The organism is Corynebacterium sp. LaCa_70 (genome assembly GCF_058182015.1).
On record NZ_CP190914.1, the window covers coordinates 1,381,202 to 1,399,293 of the forward strand.

The window sequence follows — 18,092 nt, forward strand, 5'->3', positions numbered from 1 at the left end:
CATATGCGGAGTGAGCAGAAACTGTCCATCAACTGTCCACAACTGCCCAACGAGTTTTACAGTATTAGTTCACGAAAATTCGAGGACCCTCAGACATGACACAGCAGCACACGCCCAGCCCATCCCCAGCATCCATGCCGAAGCCGGGTCCACGCTCACATGGAGGCATCCGCACGGCAGGCATGTCCGCGTCTACGCCCACTCCTGTGCCTGTTTCTGCGCCGATCTCCTCGAAACCCAGTGAGCACGGCTACATCACCGACGACGGCACGGTCTACCTCACCAGCGTGCTCAGCGGCAGCGAACGCATAGTGGGGTCCTGGCAGGCTGGCAGCAGTGCAGATGGCCTGGCGCATTTTGGCGCCAAGTTCGAGGAATTAGCGACCCAGGCGGAAGTACTCGAAACTCGACTGCGGGCTCATCCGCACGATGCTGCCGACATCGCACGCTCAGCACAGACACAACGTGAAAACCTAGCGGAGGCAGCTGTGGTCGGTGACCTACCTGCCCTCGACCAGCGGCTTGCCGAAATTATCCACCGTTGCGACGACGCCGCCCAGCAAGCACAACGGGACCAACAACAACGTGCTGCCGCTGCTGAAGCCGCAAAGACCACGCTGGCTGAAGAAGCCGAAGCAATCGCCGAGCATTCCACCGATTGGAAGGCCTCCGGCGATCGCTTGCGCAGCATCGTGCAAGAGTGGAAGTCCATTAAAGGACTGGACCGTGCCACTGATGACGAGTTGTGGAAACGCTTTTCCCGCGCCCGAGACAGTTTCCACCGGCGCCGTGGGGCACACTTCGCAGACTTAGATAAGCAGCGCGCCCAAGCGCAAAAGACAAAGGAATCCCTAGCGGACAAGGCTGAAGCCTTGCAAAATTCCACGGATTGGTCCCGTACAGCAGGCGCCTACCGCGATCTCATGCGGGAGTGGAAAGCAGCTGGCCGCGCGCCCCGCGCCGCAGATGATGCTCTCTGGGCACGTTTCCGTGCAGCACAAGATAAATTCTTCAGTGCGCGCGATGCTGCCCAGGCCGAAAAAGACGAGGAGTTTGCGAACAACGCAAAGCGCAAAGACGAGTTGCTCGCGCGGTACGACGAGCTCGTCGACCCTGCCAAAGGCATTGCCACCGCCCGCGAAAAGCTACGGGAGTTGCAAGAGCAGTGGGACGAAATCGGGTTTGTACCCCGTGGCCAAGTGCGCGAATATGAGGACAAAATTGCCGCAGTAGAAGCCCGGGTTTCACAAGCAGAGGAAGCTGAGTGGAAACGCACTGACCCCGAGGCGCAGGCACGGATCGCACAATTCCAGGCGAAGGCCGATGATTTCGCCGCACAAGCCGAAGCTGCGGAAAAGGCCGGAAAAGCAGCACGAGCGAATGCTCTGCGCGAGCAGGCTAACCAATGGCGTGAATGGACGCAGATGGCAGAGCAAAGCCTAGACGATACCACCAACTAGATGCACGTAGCCCAATTCGCTGCTCCCGTCCGTCGGCAGCGGCCGCAGACGCCACAGAATGCACAGCAGGCACACACGCTGCTTGCACCTAGCGATGAAATCCGCGATTTCGTCCTCGCCGCAAACGTAGCTGCGCAGGATGCGACGCCGGATCCAGCTGCCTCTGCAGCACCGGAACGTGTAGTCACCCAACTCGCAGGCTCAGCCGAGTCAGCAACGTATCTATTCGCGCTGTGCGAAGCGCCCCCACTGGGCGAGGTCTCTGAACTGTCCTATCCGCTCATTAGTTCCACGGATAACCCGCGCGAGTGTGGTATCCGCGGCCATGCTTGGCCGGGTGGCGAACCCAATTTTGTTGGTTTTATTCACCTGACATTGCCGCTACTGGAAGATACCAGTATCGCCGAGATTGAATGCGTCCTCGATATTGACCTGCTACCGTTGCCCGGCGAATCCGCAGATGATAAGACCAAGCAAGTAACGGCACGGCTGCTCGCTTCCGCCGAGCACATCGCGGCTCAACTGGGGCGAAGCCGTGCACAGATTACCGTGCATCATCCGGCTGATTGCCCACCAGATGCGGACCCGTTTTATCCTGCCATCATCGATTCCGGCTACCACCGCCATTTGGGGCACATACAGGCATATATCCCTGCGGAACATGCTACGGAACAAACGCACGTAGCCAGACAGCAAGCACACAGTGGAGCAGAAAACCACCCAGGCTATCGACTGTTGGCATGGCGGGACTACGCCATTGCCGACGAATACGCCCCGCAAATCCGACAGCTGTTAACGGTTGCTTCCATCGATGTTCCCAGCGGTGGGATGGAACTCGACCCCATCGAATGGACACCGACCCGTATGGAGCAAGCTGCCCAGCGATTGCGCGATCGCGGTGGCTCGACTTTGTTGTTCGCACTCGTCGACAAGCAGACAGACAAGATTTGCGCCTTGACCGAAATTGCGCGGCACTATGGCTCCGACCCAACAGTAGCGGAATGGACACTGACCGTGACCGCCCGCACGCGACGTCGGCAAGGCTTAGCAAGCCACGTGAAATTCGAAGCTATCCACGCTGCACAAGAAATGTGGCCGAGCGTGAACCGGATTTACGGATCCATCCCGGATCAGCCCGGCCATATGCGCTCACTTTATCGCAGCCTTGGTGCCGTCGAGCTCAGTTGCAGCTCGACATGGGAAAAACGACTTCCCTCCGCCGAGACAGCCGCAGATTAGTGGTGAGGACCTGAAGGTTAGTTGTCCCTTTGCGTGCGCGAAGCTGCATGCCGACGTCGGTCATCGACAAACAGCGGGTTTGAATCATAATCCGTGTTCTGGACTTCCATACCCGATGCTCGCTGCAAGCGGGCAATATCGTCAATAGTGGTCGAATCAGCGCGCATCCGAGCCGCGGCTTGCTGCTGCGGATTACGTTTCAGCGCCACCGAACAATACGCACCAAACGCGAAAATAGCAGCCACTATGCCAACGTACATCCCAATGGAATGCGGAGTATTTTCTCCATCATGTGGCCCGGTGTGGCGCACCCACAACGAGAACAACGAATACGGCAGCGCAACGGTCACACACATCCAGCCAATCAGGCCTGCCGGAGCAAAGCGGGTGATAACCACGAGAGTGCTCGCGATACCAATGCCGACGGTTAACAGCACTGCATGAACCTGTTCAATCGTCGTGGTGACCTCACTGGTTCCCAGCAAAGCTTCATAACCACGCGCGCTGCCGGCATACGGCAACAACAGAAACCCGACATAGCCCGCAATGGCAGCAATCAGCACATAAGCTGCTTTCCCCAGCATCATCGTGCGTGCGGCTCGCTTTTCGACGACGGCTGATTCGGCCGCAGTCGGACGGCGCGTCGGCTCCTGTGACTGTGACTGCTGCGGTTGTGGCTGCTGTGGGGTCGATGATGATGAGTCCGACACTGGTTCCGAAGAGGACGAAGTAGACATGTCACCGATGGTATAAGACGCGCCTAATTGCTGCGAGCAGCAACCGTCGGCAAGCCCAAGCTCACGCCCACTGGTGCAGTACTCGGGGTCTTACCGGCACCGGACATGTCACCAGCTTTCGTGCGGCGGTGGTGGCTCACACCTCCGTCCGCGATAAGGAAATATGGCTTCGCAGAGGTCACAGTAGTCACGACCACATCGCCGGGCCGAATTTCGCCATCGAGATTGCCGCTAGGGTCAAAGTGCACAAGACGGCCATCACGGGCACGGCCAGATAGGCGATTCGTCTGGTCATTTTTCCGTCCGCCGCCTGCTTGGACTAGCAATTCTACTTCGGTGCCCACCAGGGCACGGTTGTCCTCCAGCATGATTTCGTCTTGTAGCGCCACCAAGCGCTCAAAACGATCCTGCACGATATCCTTCGGGATCTGCTCATCCATGTCCGCGGCGGGAGTACCTGGGCGTGGGGAATACTGGAAGGTAAAAGCAGAGGAGAATCGAGCACGGCGAACGATTTCCATCGTCGCCTGGAAGTCCTCTTCGGTCTCACCAGGAAATCCGACAATGATATCGGTGGTAATTGCAGCTCCGGGAATTTTTTCTCGAGCCTCATCCACGATTTTCATGAATTTCTTGCTGCGATACGAACGGCGCATATCTTTAAGCACTTTGTCCGAACCCGACTGCAACGGCATGTGCAACTGTGGACAAATAACCGGGTACTGCGCCATCACGTCAATCACATCACTCGTGAATTCTGCAGGGTGTGGGCTGGTAAAACGCAGCCGGTCCAATCCTTCAATCTGCGCGCAGGCTGCAAGCAACTTCGAAAACGCGCTGCGATCACGCTTCAGGTCAGGGTCCACGAAGTTCACCCCATAAGCATTCACGTTTTGTCCGAGGAGGGTAACTTCACTAACGCCCTGGTCCACGAGCGCTTTCACTTCCGCGAGAATATCTCCTGGGCGGCGGTCAATTTCTTTACCGCGCAACGATGGCACAATGCAAAATGTGCAGGTGTTATTGCACCCAACAGAAATCGATACCCATCCGGAATAAGCAGATTCGCGCTTGGCTGGCAACACCGACGGGAAATCTTCCAAAGCATCAACGATCTCTACTTGGGCTTCCTCATTGTGACGCGCCCGTTCCAAAAGCGTCGGCAGCGAGCCCATGTTGTGGGTGCCGAAAACGGCATCGACCCACGGGGCATTTTTCAGAACCGCGTCTTTGTCTTTTTGCGCCAGGCAGCCGCCTACGGCAATCTGCATACCAGGATGATTTTCCTTGGTCTTTTTTAAATTACCCAGAGTTCCGTATAAGCGCTGATCAGCATTTTCTCGTACTGCGCAGGTGTTAAATACGATGAGATCAGGTTGCACCGATTCGGCATCCGCTCCGGCATGAGCGCCATATTCTGCGGCGGAGACATAGCCCGCATCTTCCAGCAACCCAGCCAGACGTTCTGAGTCATGCACGTTCATTTGGCAACCAAAGGTGCGCACCTCATAGGTGCGCGGAGATCCCGCGGGGTCTGCTTGCTCAGTGGAGCCAGTGGTCATATCGACTGCGTTCTGCCGCATCTCGGTGGTGTATTCCCTATTCTCGTTGCGCATGCTCACGGAAGGACATTGTAGTGACCTCCCGCGAGAGTTCATAACAGCCGGATACCCGGTTAGCTGAGTGCCTTTCGCCCCAGCGACCGAATACCGGTCCTATCGACATCCTGCAGAAAGCACCTGCGGAGCATTACCGGAAACCTAGGAACGCTGGGGTGCTGCAGGAATGACGTCTGGGTACTGCTCGAGCCAGGCTGCAATGGCTTTGTCTTCTTCGCCCTCAAACTCGTTGACGACGAGATCTTCCAGCGCACCGTATTCCTCATCAGTCATGCTGAGCTCAGCGAACCAATCGGCCAGTTCTGGGAATTCCTCGCTGAAACCGCTGCGCGCCAACCAATGCAACGCTTCGGCCTCGCCCATCACCTTGTCTGGATCTTCCAGATCACGAACCGGGAAGACATGGTTGGCAAAGTGTGGCCGCCACAGAGTCACGACAATATCTTCTTCATCCTGGATCGCGGCATCAAGCTCAGCCAGCATCGCAGGAGTAGAAGAAGTAGCCAGCTGGTATTCGTCGTCAAGATCATACGCTGGCATCGCCGAGTTTTCTGTCTGGTCAGTCAAGCCGGCGGATGGCTCAATACCCACGATGCGGCCGCCGAAGCGCTCACCTTGGCCTTTGAGATCTTCAATCTTGTCGACGCCTTCGACATACTCCGGAACCGCCAGCGTCAATTGGGCATTGTCGTAGTAAGCACCCAGATCTTCGATGTTGTCGCCATGTTCTTCCATGTAGTGGTCATGGGTCATTTCTGGCCACGCGGATGGATACATATCGATATCGCCATTGGCTACGGCGGTGTAGAGCACGGCTGCTTCTGATTGCGGATCATGCTCGACCTCGTAGCCAGCTTCTTCCAAAAAGTGCTCGATAAGATAGGCGGTGGACAATCCGTCTGGCCACGACGGTAGGTAGCCCAAGGTAATCGTCGCGTCACCAGCGCCATTGGCTGCACTATCGCCGCCGTCATCAGCGCAGGCGGCTAGAGTCAGCGCCAAGGCGCTAGCTCCCGCTCCGGCAAGAAGTTTTCGGTTAATCATGGGTTGTCCTTTCGCCACTCACAGAGATGTCATGGGATTGACTGCGATATGAAGTTATGCGTTAACGAGTGCGTGAGTGTGCCCTCGCTAACGTGTTCTGTCTTTATTTGGCACCGGCGGCCAGTGTCGAATGTGCTTTGTGCTTATCGCGTTTCCGTTTGCGCCAACGAGCAAGCAACGACGACGGATAATCGCCAGGATTGCCCAGAGCTGCGGTGAGACGATCCAAAAAGACCGCCAGGATTACCACTGCAAGGCCGGCTTCCAGTCCTTGCGCCAGATTCAGCGTGGAAATCGCTGCGACGACTTCTTTGCCGAGTCCATCGGCACCGACCATGCCTGCAATTACTGCCATTGATAGCGAAAGCATAATGATCTGGTTAATACCGGCCATGATCGATGGCATGGCTAAGGGCAATTCGATGCCACGAAGAATTTGGCGATCGGTAGCACCATAGGAGCGCCCAGCTTCCACGGTCTCCGCATCGACGTGGCGAATACCCAATTCGGTCATGCGCACGCCCGGGGCCAGAGCAAAAATAATCGTCGAGAAGGTGCCCGGAACCACTCCGATGGAGAAAAACATCACCGCTGGCAGTAGGTATACGAAGGCTGGCATGGTCTGCATAAAATCCAAAATTGGGCGAACCACGGCGGAGACTCGATCGTTTTTCGCAGCCCAGATCCCCACCGGAATTGCAATGACCACCGCAACCAGCGTCGCAATGATCACCAAAGCCATGGTGTCCAGCATCTGCTCCCATTGACGCATTCCCATAACCAGCAAGAAAGTTAGTGCCACGCCAATTGCCAGCCGCCAGGATCGCAGCGCCCAACCGGCAAACGCGAAAATGAGCAACAACAAAAACGCCGGTATTGCCTTCAAACCGTCGGCGAGACCTTCAACCAGAAACGACGTGACCGTGGAAAAGACATCAAAAACAATAGAGGCGTTTTCCCGCAGCCACATCAAGGCATCATCGCCCCAAGTTCCTAACGGAATGCGTGGGACTAATTCTTCATTCAGTGCCATGAGCGGCCACCTTCTTCGGAGATTTCGGAATGATCAGCTGCGGCTGTAAGCAATGTTTCTCGCGTTATGATGCCGTCGATCCCACCATCGCTATTCTTGACGACGAGTGGTTGCTCGTGGCGTGCAGCGCGGGAAAATAACTGGGCAATCGGGGTATCCGCGGCGACGATATGGGCATTGTCTGCGGTTGGCTCATCCGACAGCGGAGTTGCCGCAGATTGACAGATATCGCCGGCGAGCAATACTCGAGAACGGTCGACATCGTGAATGAACTGTGCGACGTAGTCGTTAGCAGGCTCACGGAGGATCTCCCCAGCCGTACCTATTTGCTCAATCCGGCCATCACGCATCACCGCAATTCGATCACCAATGCGCATCGCCTCATTAAGATCGTGGGTAATGAACAATACGGTTTTGCCCAGTTCTTGTTGCAGATTCATCAGGTGATCCTGCATTTCTTTGCGAATTAGCGGATCCAGTGCAGAAAAAGCCTCATCCATGAGCAAAATATCGGTATCGTTCGCCAACGCTCGCGCTAAGCCAACGCGTTGTTTCATTCCGCCTGATAATTCATCCGGCCGATAGTGTGACCAGCCTTCTAATCCCACCATTTGTAAAGCTTTCCGAGCTTTTTCTTCCCGCTCAGACTTATTTACGCCCTTGATCTCTAAGCCATACGCGGCATTTTCTCCGACAGTCCGGTGCGGTAGTAGAGCGAAATTTTGAAAGACCATCGAGATGGTGTCACGGCGGACTGCGCGGAGCTCAGCTTCGGACATATCCGTGATCAAGTGGCCCCCTAGACGCAGTTCCCCAGCGGTAGCTGTGTGCAAACCATTAACCATGCGGATGAGAGTGGACTTGCCACTGCCTGAAAGCCCCATGACAACAAATACTTCTCCTGGGACTACTTCGAAGCTAGCATCAATAACTGCAGCCGTGAGTCCGTCTTCGCGCAGCGCTGCGCGGCTAACCCCGCGATGTAGCGCATCAACGCCACGCTTGGGGTTTTTCCCGAAAATTTTATACAGCCCGTTGGCAGAAATACCCGTCACTAATGCTCTCCCCTACCGTGAAACAAAGTCTGTGCGCACGACGGTGTCGTGCCTTAGAGCTATGTGCTAGTCCGAAGTTTTCTACCATTGTATTTTCTCATTGAACACCAAGGTTGCCACGAAATCCCAAGTTTGGCTACCACGGTACGCAGAAATCGACAACGAGTTGATCATTACGACGCCATCACGAACCCTGGGTTAACACACGAGATAAGCGCGATGGCCAGCAGCAAGGCGCACTATCACTTTGCTGCTGGCCATCATCTCGGACAGTGTCTGGTTGTGCTAGCGAGGATCTATCTCTAGCTCATCACAGCGTTCATCGAGTGCCTGTCTGGCGTATCGTAAAGCCATCCCCTGGCCAAATCCTCGCCGGGCTAGCACACCAACAATTTTTCGAAGCTCTTTGTCATATCCCGCCCGGTCGTCGATGCGTTTGACCTTCTTCGCTTTTTTCGTTGCCAGGGCTTGGGCAAGTTCAGCCTCATCGTCGTCGTCAATCTGGTCTAGGGCCTGCGCACGGATGGCCGGCGAAATACCTTTGTCGGCTAACTCATGATCAAGCACCAGTCTGGTTTTCCCGCGGCGATTGTGCCGTTGATAAACCCACTCATGCGCAAATTTCTCATCATCAAGCAAATCCGCACGCTCTAGATCCGCTATCACCTCGTCGATAACTTCGGCTTCGAATTCTGCGTCGAGAAGCTTACCGCGCAATTCCTGTACGGATCGTGCGCGGTAATTAAGCAAGCCCAGTGCTTTTTTACGCACAGGAGTTTTTTGTTCTTCTAGCTCGTAATCAATGATTGACGAGCCATCAGAATTATCGGTCGTGTGTTGCGCAATTGCATCGCGCAGACGAGCGATTTTCTCCAAATTGGGGTGCGAATCGCCAGCTGGCTGATCCACAGGTTGTTTATTCTTCGGAATCATCAAAATCAGGTGCGTCGCTGTCTGCGCCTGTTTGTTCGCTCAATGGCGTATCAGAGCCCGGAACGTCCAGGCTCTCCTCGCCACTATTTTTAGCAGCATATTTTCCAATTCCTAATTTTTGGAAAATCTTTTGCTCCAGCTCGTCACTCAGCTCAGGATTGGACTTGAGAAATTGCCGGACTTTTTCTTTACCCTGCCCAAGTTGCTCACCTTCGTAGGTAAACCAGGAGCCGGATTTCTTAACGATGTTGTTTTCCACAGACAAATCAATGATCGAGGACTCCCGTGAGATACCCTCGCCGTACATAATGTCGAATTCAGCAACCTTAAATGGTGGCGATACCTTGTTCTTCACAACCTTGAGCTTGGTACGGTTGCCAATGGAGTCTTGTCCGTCCTTGAGCGTCTGAATACGGCGAATGTCACAGCGCACTGACGAATAAAACTTCAGGGCTTTACCACCGGTGGTAGTTTCAGGCGAACCGAACATGACGCCAATCTTTTCACGCAACTGGTTAATAAAGATCGCAGTCGTACCAGAGTTATACAACGCACCGGTCATCTTTCGTAGTGCCTGCGACATCAGACGAGCTTGCAGACCAACATGGGAATCACCCATTTCACCTTCGATTTCTGCCTTGGGAGTCAGCGCTGCCACTGAGTCCACCACAATGATGTCGATGGCGCCAGATCGCACAAGCATATCGGCGATTTCCAACGCTTGCTCGCCGGTGTCTGGTTGCGAAACTAGCAGGTTATCGGTGTCGACACCCAGCAAACGGGCATATTCTGGATCAAGAGCATGCTCAGCGTCAATGAACGCAGCAATGCCACCTGCCTTCTGCGCCTCGGCAATGGCATGCAGGGTCACAGTCGTTTTACCCGATGATTCCGGACCGTAGATTTCTACAACGCGCCCGCGCGGGAAACCACCAATGCCCAAGGCAACGTCGATTGCGGTATTTCCCGAAGAAATAGCTTGAATTGGAGGGCGATCGTCGTCCCCCAGACGCATGACAGCGCCTTTGCCATAATCTTTTTCAATCATCGCCATTGCGGCATCGAGTGCCTTTTGGCGATCTGCTCCCGCATTTTCCGTTTTCTTAGCGCTAGTTTTTTTCTTCGTTGCCATAGTTATTGTTTTCCTTGTTCTCTTTCCCCGTGTGCGCTGTGCATCATTAGACGCCACAAAACCTCAAAAGGTTCCGCTCATCTCATTTTTTTAGAGTTTGCATGAACCACCTGCACAGATTGCTGGCTCAATAGTTCCCTTTACTCGACCACGTCGGCACCCGAATCAAATTCGTGTGCACCCAACGCTGTCGAGAACATGCATCGGGACCGGTCACCAACCAAGGTTATCCTTACCCAAGCGTCGCTCTTCTGGGATGCGAAAATCATTCATGATCCCATCCCAAATCTCTGCGGGATCAACTCCTGCTTCGATAAGTTCGTCGGCGGTGGCCTCACGCCCGGTCAACACGTGAGAATGGGCAATCCATTTCGCTTGGGTTTCCCCAAATTCGTCGTGCAATAGTCGGCTGAATTCAGTTAGTCGCATAGCAACACCGCCTTAAACTCGGGATCTTGTGCAATCGTAGTTGCTATTCCCCACGAAGTTCCCGCATGCGTTTAGCAATTTCGTCTTCCGAAACTTGCGGCTGAGCCTGCTGGTCTGCCTGGGCACCACCTTGTTGACCAGACGTCACCTGTTTCGGTCCACCCGATTGCCCTTGCGACACCGACTTCTGTGCAGAACCTGACCCGCCCATCTCGGCCCGAATTTGCTCAAGCCGCGAATGACCAGCCATCTGGATACCAGCCTGCTTTACCTCGTGCATGCGGTTCTGGACGGAGTTCTCCGCCAGTTCAGCTAGGCCCAATGCACGCGAATAGCGTTGTTCAATCTTGTCGCGAACACTATCAAGCGATGGTGAGGAATCATTGGTGAGGTTGTTCATGGAGTTGAGCGACTCCGAAACCTTTTCCTGCATCTTGGCCTGCTCCAGCTGGCTCAGCAACTTGGACCGCTGCTGTACCTTTTCTTGCAGCTGCATATTATTGCGCTCTACAGCCTGCTTAGCCTGGTCAGCCTGTTTCAGTGCTTGATCGTGCAGGTGCTTGGTCTCTTCTACAGATTGCTCTGCAGTCACCAACTGTGCAGCAAAAGCCTCTGCAGCGTTTTCGTATTCGATAGCCTTTCGCTCATCACCTTCACTGCGGGCTTTATCCGACAATTCCAACGCTTGCTTCGTATTCGACTGCAGCTTTTCTACCTCATTAAGCCTGCGGTTCAACTGCATCTCTAACTGGCGTTGATTACCGATCACTGCGGCCGCCTGTTGCGACAGCTCCTGATGTTGCCGCTTCGCATCGCTAATCGCTTGCTCGATCTGGACCTTTGGGTCCGCGTGCTCATCGATCTTCGAATCGAACAGAGCCATGAAATAATTCCATGCCTTGCTAAAAGGATTAGCCATGCTAAATCAAGCACCTTCCTGTGTGCGTATCTAGGTCGAATTGTGGTTGTCGGTGTAAAGCCACCGCGGCCTGGAATGAACTACGAATCAATTTTCCATGAACTGGCCACCGAAAGCAGCAAGCCTAAGACTGCGAAGCAGGCTCCGCGGCGGCAGGTGAGGTTTGCGCCAGCTCTTGATCAACGGAAGTCATTGCCATATTTCCGGCGGCTTCAATGAGCACATCAGCCACGGTTGCATTCAGAGCGTGGCAGACCGACGCAAGAAGTTCCGAAGAAACTTCTTTGCGCCCACGCTCAAGCTCGGAGATATAACCAGGTGAAACCCGTGCCGCTTTCGCCAGTTCACGCAACGTAACACCTTTATCAGCGCGGAAGGCACGCAGCGCCAAGCCTAAAGCCTGCCGCAACAGAGGCTCTGGCTTAGCCAAACGCTCGTGATATGCGGTGGTTTCTCCGGTGATAATCGGAGTATCAAGTACTACTGATTGAGTTGCCATCACTTATTCCAACGATTCGAGTTCATATTTTGTTCCCACCTCATGGTGTGGGATCACCGGCTAGTATACAACGGCTTTAAACACCGAGACTCTAAATTCCATAGTTTGTCGAACGTATCAGCGATCTACTACGTCGATCCAATAATTACCTTAAATAGCAATCGACTAGCCAGTAGAAAGCACAGATAGTAGTAGTCGCAACGCAGCTCGAACTGAGTTTTCACGCACCTGTCCGCGCGTGAGATTCGGCCAGTGGTACAACTGCACTGCTGACGATGCAGATGTCGGCCCCGCGACCGCAATGTAGACATCACCGGCAGCACGCCCATCAGCCGGACCAGGCCCTGCCACACCAGTAAGAGATACTGCCCAATCAGTCCTGCATGCCTTGCGGGCACCGGCAGCCATCGCTTGCGCGCACTCGGCAGACACTACCCCGTAGCGCGTGATCAGATCACGATCCACGCCGGCCAGCAGCACCTTGAGGTCGGCAGAATAGGTAACTAGCCCTCCTTGCAAAACAGCAGATGCCCCGGGTATATCTGCAAGGCGCGCTGCCACTCCACCTGCCGTCAGCGATTCACACGTCGCCAGGGTTTGGCTGCGGGCTTCCAACAGCTCAAGCACTGCGCGGGCATCACCATCTCGTGCATCGTCGCAGGCATTATCGCGGCAGTCCCCAGAGTATGCAGTTCGAAATGCTGGCACGTTTTAATTCTCCCGCTGTGAATCACGCAAATAGGCAAAGCCGGTCCATACAGTCACGACGACGGCAGCCAGCATGACCAATAGCGTCGGCGCGTCCATCCAGCTTGGCAGCGGGCATAGGTAGAGTGCGACGGCGAGCGCTTGCAGCGCGGTTTTTAGCTTGCCTCCTTGGCTAGCTGGGACTACCTTTCCACGACGCAAAAGCGCGAAGCGCCAGACGGTGATGCCGAATTCACGGGTTAAAATAACGACCGTTATCCATACCGAAAGCTCACCGATAATATTCAAGCTCACCAACGCAGAAGTCATCAGTGCTTTGTCGGCTATCGGGTCGGCAATCTTGCCGAAATTTGTTACCAATCCGCGTGCTCGCGCGATGTCACCATCGAGCTTATCGGTAATCATGAGCGCGACAAAAACCAAGAACGCCGCCCACATCCAGCCAATTTCGGTGCCCCCGCCCGCTAGAACGAGCCACACAAAGACCGGGATGAAGGCGATCCGCAAACTCGTGAGAACGTTTGGGAGATTTAGGTTGGACGGCTTCGCAGCTGGGGTACTCACACTCCTGATCCTACCCCGTTCCGATTCACCTTTTGCCTAGACCCCCGGCCGATGTTTACGCGTATCAATTGCACCTTGCGCGACATCCCGGCGAGATTTGATCACCGAGGCAACCACTGTCACTACCAGCGTCAAGACAATAAAGATTAGTGAGCCTACTGTGGATATCTCTGGCACAGACAAGTTTTCTCCACCACTGATAAACGGCAGATTATTTTCGTGCAACGCGTGCAGCAGTAGTTTGATGCCGATGAATCCCAAGATGACACCCAAACCGTATGCCAAGTAAATCAAGCGATCCAGCAAACCATCAAGCAAGAAATATAATTGCCGCAAGCCCATGAGTGAAAAGGCATTGGCCGCGAATACCAAATAAGCCTCGGTGGTAATTCCGTAAATTGCTGGGATCGAGTCGAATGCAAACATGACATCCACGAAGCCGATGGCCAGAAGTGCGACCAGCAGTGGGGTGACCGCCAGTTTTCCTGCGTTACGCACGACTAAACTATCGCCCTGGTAATCCTTCGTGACCGGCATGACCTTACGGATCATTTTGATGGCCAGCATGTCATTTGGATGCGTTTCCGGTTTGTCACGGAACTCATCGACTACCAGCTTGATGGCGATGTACAGCAAAAAGATCGCAAATACGTAAAAAATATCTGACCAAGCAGAAATAAGCGCGGAACCGGCAAGGATAAAGATCAGGCGGAAAATAAGGGCGAGAACAATGCCGATCAGCAATACCTTTTGCTGGTACTGCCTCGGCACCTGAAATGCACCAATAATCAAGGCAAACACAAAGAGGTTGTCAATCGACAATGCTTTTTCGGTCACATAACCAGTGAAATATTCAATGCCGTGCTGCGCATCCCATCCAAACCACACGACGACGCCGAACAATAACGCGATGCCGATATAAAACGCTGACCAGAAACCAGCCTCTTTCAGCGTAGGCGCATGTGGCTTGCGAACGTGAGTATAGAAATCAAATATGAAAAACCCAGCGATAGCTGCGATAGTAATCAGCCAAACAACAAGTGGTACTCCCACCACGACCTCCGGTCAGCATGTAGATGGACCAGAGGTCTCTCCTACCCACAACCCACACACACGGACAGCTCAGAAACAGTCACGCTTTGCGACGCACTAGCTGTTGCCGTCATTGCTGCTCGAAGAGCTCAAAACTTTATTGTGCTCCCTCATGCCGCGTGGGGTGGACCGACAGAACCGGGCGCCAGCAAAGCCGCTGCCACCGTGTTGACGATTACTGTCGCGTTGAGGATACTCCCCTCCATGGACTGCTCTACAGTTTAGCGCACTCCAAAGCGAACCCCGATAATCACGCTTTAAAACGCCGATGAGGTGGGGTTATAGGACGCCTTAGATACTTGAGGCGCTCCCGTACCATCTGATGAGTCATCCTCGGCAGCTTCACCAAAGTGCGCTTCCTGTTCTTGTACTTCCTTCGGAGCCTCAGCTGGATCCGCACCTTTGATCATCCATATGGTCGTATCCAGCTCTTCTGGTTTAGTCAACACTTCACGGGCTTTCGAGCCTTCTGAAGGGCCGACGATTCCACGAGTTTCCATCAAATCCATCAAACGACCAGCTTTGGCGAAACCAATACGCAACTTCCTCTGCAGCATCGACGTGGATCCCAGTCCGGAGGTTACAACCAGCTCGACGGCCTCCAGCAAGTCATCCATGTCCTTACCGATGTCGTCGTCAATCGCCTTCTTCGCCTCAGCTTGTTTATCCTCGGTCACGCCCTCGGTATAGTCCGGCTCCCCTTGCGCCTTAGCCGCTTCTACCACGGCATAGACCTCGTCATCGGATACAAAGGCACCCTGCATGCGCACTGGACGTCCACCCTGTGGGATGAACAGGCCATCACCCATACCAATCAGTTGTTCGGCACCGGTCTGGTCCAAAATCACGCGCGAGTCCGTCGACGACGACGTCGCAAATGCCAAACGCGATGGCACGTTGGTTTTGATCAAACCGGTCACCACGTCGACCGACGGGCGCTGGGTGGCCAATACCAAGTGGATACCCGCCGCACGCGCCTTCTGCGTGATACGCACGATCGATTCTTCAATCTCTTTCGGTGCGGTCATCATCAGATCTGCCAACTCATCAACGACACATACAATGAATGGATAAGGTTCCATCACACGCTCAGAGCCCGCAGGTGCTTGCACCTGACCGGTGCGGACCTTGTGGTTGAAGTCTTTGATGTGACGGACCCGCGCCGACCGCATGTCCTGGTAGCGCTGCTCCATTTCTTCCACCAACCACTGCAACGCGGCCGCAGCCTTCTTTGGCTGGGTGATAATTGGCGTGATCAGGTGTGGAATACCCTCATAAGGAGTCAATTCCACCATCTTCGGATCCACCAAAATCAAGCGCACATCATCCGGAGTCGCACGCGTGAGCAACGAGACCAGCATGGAGTTAACAAATGCCGATTTACCAGAACCAGTCGAACCGGCAACAAGCAAGTGTGGCATCTTCTGAATAGACGACGAGATAAATTCGCCTTCGATATCTTTACCCAATCCAACCAACGTCGGATCCTCGTCGCCATTGATAACCTCAGATTCCAGAACATCACGCAGCCGCACGATCTCACGATCAGAATTTGGCACCTCGATACCAACTGCCGACTTGCCCGGAATTGGCGCCAAAATACGCACGTTTCCTGTCGCTACCGCGTAAGCCAGGTTCGACTGCAGGTTGGTAATCTTGCTGACTTTCACACCTGGACCCAGCTCAACGATATAACGCGTCACTGTTGGGCCGCGCGTGAAACCAGTAACTTCTGCATCCACCTTGAACTCTGCGAAGCAGGCGTCGATGGCTTCAATAGTGCGGTCATTAGTCTCGGTGCGCGTCTTCGGTGCGCGACCCGGCTCCAACAATCCCGGTGATGGAATCGAATATTCAACCGGCTCAAGCACCGTTTCGGAATTCAACTCCGTTCCGTCGGCCGGTTCCGCGTCGATGACCTCTGGCACTGTCTGTTCGGTGTGCGGAGCGTGTGAGGCCTTTGCCTGAGGTGCCTGCGGTACCGGCTTCTTCTGTTGCTGCAAACTATCGTGTGCTTGGGCGACAGCATCGCGAGATCCTACTGGAAGCACCTCAGTGTGTTCCGAACCAGCGCTGGTAGAAGAGTTCTCCGAACCGGCGCGCGAGGAATCGGGTACTGCTGGGATCTCATCGGTGTCACTCACAGACGGTGCACGCCGCGCTGCCGCAGTAGACGCCGAGGATTGCTCGCTGCGTGCGTTTGCTCCAGTATTTCGCAATACCTCAGTCTGTTCTTCCCGCCCGTTATCCAACGCCGATTCACTACGTGCCTTGTGCCCAGCATTGTTTAATTGCTGGGCGGCTGGTGCAACAGCGCGCGCAGCATTCACGGGTACTGTCCCTCTGCCCGCAGAACGAGCTGGCGGAACGACAGGTGTCGCACGCACTGGTGCGCGACGACGTGGCGTTCGAGGCCCTCCGGAAACAATGGCATCGATGTCCTCATCAACGTGGCCATAGGCATCATCTAGCTCTGTGGAATCCTCGGCACTTGCTTCAGTATCGCCAGCATTGCCAGAGACTGCCTCGCGAAGGTACTCAGCGAATTCTTTGACGGTGATCCCAGTGACTTTCAGGGCTCCGTAAATAATTACCAAAATCAGTAAAGGCACCGCTACGTATGAACTAAATCCGGCGGCTAGGGCACCACCTGTCCACGCCCCGAGTGCACCCCCGGCGACAAATCGTTCCGCCCAAGAATCTGGTGCACCAGAAAACAGGTGAATTAGCCCCAGCATCGACACCACAATCAAGCCGGTACCAGCGCTGACGCGCACGCGGTTTTCTAATGCCACTCGCTTTCCAGAGAACAGAGCTGCCGCGGCAACCACCAGAGCCACGGGAATCACAAAAGCGCCGGCTCCAAGTACTGCATGGGTAGCTGTCGCGATCCCACGCCCGATGAATCCAGCGATATCAAGCCAGACCGAGGCCCCCAAGACTATGGCGATACCAATTAAGACCAACGCGATGGCATCGGAGCGCGACGACGGGCCACTGGTAGCCTTCTGCGCTGTCGATACCTCATCGCCGAGTTCGTCAGTATCTGATGTCTCGGGGGTCGAGCGAACCGAAGATTCCGTTTTCTTCGCCGGTTTTTTCTGCTTCACCGAACTATCAGGGGTATCCGCAGAATAGAGGTCCTCATCAAGTTTTCCGTGGCTGCCTCTATACGCTACGACATCATCGTCATATTCGGCATACTCGTCGTATTCTTCATCGGATTGTCCAATATTGCCAAACTTCGTCAGCGCTTCAGCGGTTTTGGAAAAAACTGCCCCAATCCCCGAGCCGACTGCCCGAAATGCGCTACCCGTACGTTCGTGCGAGGTGTTCGCAGCGCGATGCGAAGAGCCAAATACCGCCGTTTCTGGATGTGTGGGTTCCACCTTTGTCACCGAGTCCCGCGTGGACTTGTCACCAGCTCGTGTCGACGCAGCGCTGCCGCTCGGCTTAGTCTCCGTGCGGCTGGTGCGGCTGCGCGGCGCCGGGCGGGTGGAATTGGAACGGGCTTTTTTGCGCTCACTACCACCTCGAGTATTGCGTGGGCTGGTGGACTTCACAGACATGACCCATACCCTAATACCTCAATGCTCATTTTTCTCAAGCGCCACACCATTGACGCGAAT

16 protein-coding genes are annotated in these 18,092 nt (G+C 54.6%); 2 read left to right on the plus strand and 14 right to left on the minus strand.

Annotated features, from left to right (window positions below):
* Window positions 1-95: 95 nt before the first annotated feature.
* Complete coding sequence (locus ACP8MI_RS06290; protein WP_026167732.1) at window positions 96-1,460, plus strand: DUF349 domain-containing protein; 1,365 nt, start codon at window positions 96-98, stop codon at window positions 1,458-1,460.
* Window positions 1,461-2,699 carry a GNAT family acetyltransferase gene (locus ACP8MI_RS06295; protein ID WP_249605870.1) on the plus strand — a complete coding sequence of 413 codons (1,239 nt, stop codon included), beginning with the start codon at window positions 1,461-1,463 and terminating at the stop codon, window positions 2,697-2,699.
* A gap of 17 nt (window positions 2,700-2,716) precedes the next feature.
* Here ACP8MI_RS06295 and ACP8MI_RS06300 read toward each other — a convergent pair whose 3' ends face one another.
* The 14 genes from ACP8MI_RS06300 to ACP8MI_RS06365 form a co-directional block, all read right to left on the minus strand.
* Window positions 2,717-3,436: an Rv2732c family membrane protein gene (locus ACP8MI_RS06300; protein WP_239210793.1), complete on the minus strand. Its 720-nt coding sequence runs from the start codon at window positions 3,434-3,436 to the stop codon at window positions 2,717-2,719.
* Between the two features lie 23 nt (window positions 3,437-3,459).
* On the minus strand, window positions 3,460-4,998 hold the full coding sequence (gene miaB / locus ACP8MI_RS06305; RefSeq protein ID WP_249606546.1) for a tRNA (N6-isopentenyl adenosine(37)-C2)-methylthiotransferase MiaB: 1,539 nt from the start codon (window positions 4,996-4,998) through the stop codon (window positions 3,460-3,462).
* A 198-nt stretch (window positions 4,999-5,196) separates the two neighbouring features.
* A complete protein-coding gene (locus ACP8MI_RS06310; RefSeq protein ID WP_239210791.1) occupies window positions 5,197-6,099 on the minus strand; it encodes a glycine betaine ABC transporter substrate-binding protein in 903 nt (300 codons plus the stop codon).
* Window positions 6,100-6,202: 103 nt separating this feature from the next.
* Complete coding sequence (locus tag ACP8MI_RS06315) at window positions 6,203-7,132, minus strand: ABC transporter permease (RefSeq protein WP_239210789.1); 930 nt, start codon at window positions 7,130-7,132, stop codon at window positions 6,203-6,205.
* Window positions 7,123-8,187, minus strand: a complete 1,065-nt coding sequence (locus ACP8MI_RS06320) for a quaternary amine ABC transporter ATP-binding protein (protein WP_239210787.1) — start codon at window positions 8,185-8,187, stop codon at window positions 7,123-7,125. The genes ACP8MI_RS06315 and ACP8MI_RS06320 overlap by 10 nt, the downstream gene beginning before the upstream one ends.
* Before the next feature lie 285 nt (window positions 8,188-8,472).
* Window positions 8,473-9,120 carry a regulatory protein RecX gene (locus tag ACP8MI_RS06325; RefSeq protein WP_249605871.1) on the minus strand — a complete coding sequence of 216 codons (648 nt, stop codon included), beginning with the start codon at window positions 9,118-9,120 and terminating at the stop codon, window positions 8,473-8,475.
* Window positions 9,104-10,252: a recombinase RecA gene (gene recA / locus ACP8MI_RS06330; protein WP_126843746.1), complete on the minus strand. Its 1,149-nt coding sequence runs from the start codon at window positions 10,250-10,252 to the stop codon at window positions 9,104-9,106. The genes ACP8MI_RS06325 and recA overlap by 17 nt, the downstream gene beginning before the upstream one ends.
* A gap of 213 nt (window positions 10,253-10,465) precedes the next feature.
* A complete protein-coding gene (locus tag ACP8MI_RS06335) occupies window positions 10,466-10,681 on the minus strand; it encodes a DUF3046 domain-containing protein (protein WP_284589482.1) in 216 nt (71 codons plus the stop codon).
* A gap of 43 nt (window positions 10,682-10,724) precedes the next feature.
* Window positions 10,725-11,600 (minus strand): PspA/IM30 family protein, encoded by an 876-nt coding sequence (locus ACP8MI_RS06340; RefSeq protein ID WP_239210785.1) that lies wholly within the window; start codon window positions 11,598-11,600, stop codon window positions 10,725-10,727.
* Between the two features lie 124 nt (window positions 11,601-11,724).
* Entirely contained in the window at window positions 11,725-12,099 is a 375-nt protein-coding gene (locus tag ACP8MI_RS06345) for a helix-turn-helix domain-containing protein (RefSeq protein ID WP_018119725.1), read from the minus strand.
* Window positions 12,100-12,264: 165 nt separating this feature from the next.
* Complete coding sequence (locus tag ACP8MI_RS06350; protein WP_343328155.1) at window positions 12,265-12,807, minus strand: CinA family protein; 543 nt, start codon at window positions 12,805-12,807, stop codon at window positions 12,265-12,267.
* Between the two features lie 3 nt (window positions 12,808-12,810).
* Complete coding sequence (gene pgsA / locus ACP8MI_RS06355) at window positions 12,811-13,371, minus strand: CDP-diacylglycerol--glycerol-3-phosphate 3-phosphatidyltransferase (protein WP_239210783.1); 561 nt, start codon at window positions 13,369-13,371, stop codon at window positions 12,811-12,813.
* Between the two features lie 36 nt (window positions 13,372-13,407).
* Window positions 13,408-14,424 carry a TerC/Alx family metal homeostasis membrane protein gene (locus ACP8MI_RS06360; protein WP_284607014.1) on the minus strand — a complete coding sequence of 339 codons (1,017 nt, stop codon included), beginning with the start codon at window positions 14,422-14,424 and terminating at the stop codon, window positions 13,408-13,410.
* 296 nt (window positions 14,425-14,720) lie between these two features.
* Window positions 14,721-18,032: an FtsK/SpoIIIE family DNA translocase gene (locus ACP8MI_RS06365; protein ID WP_249605872.1), complete on the minus strand. Its 3,312-nt coding sequence runs from the start codon at window positions 18,030-18,032 to the stop codon at window positions 14,721-14,723.
* Between the last annotated feature and the right edge of the window lie 60 nt (window positions 18,033-18,092).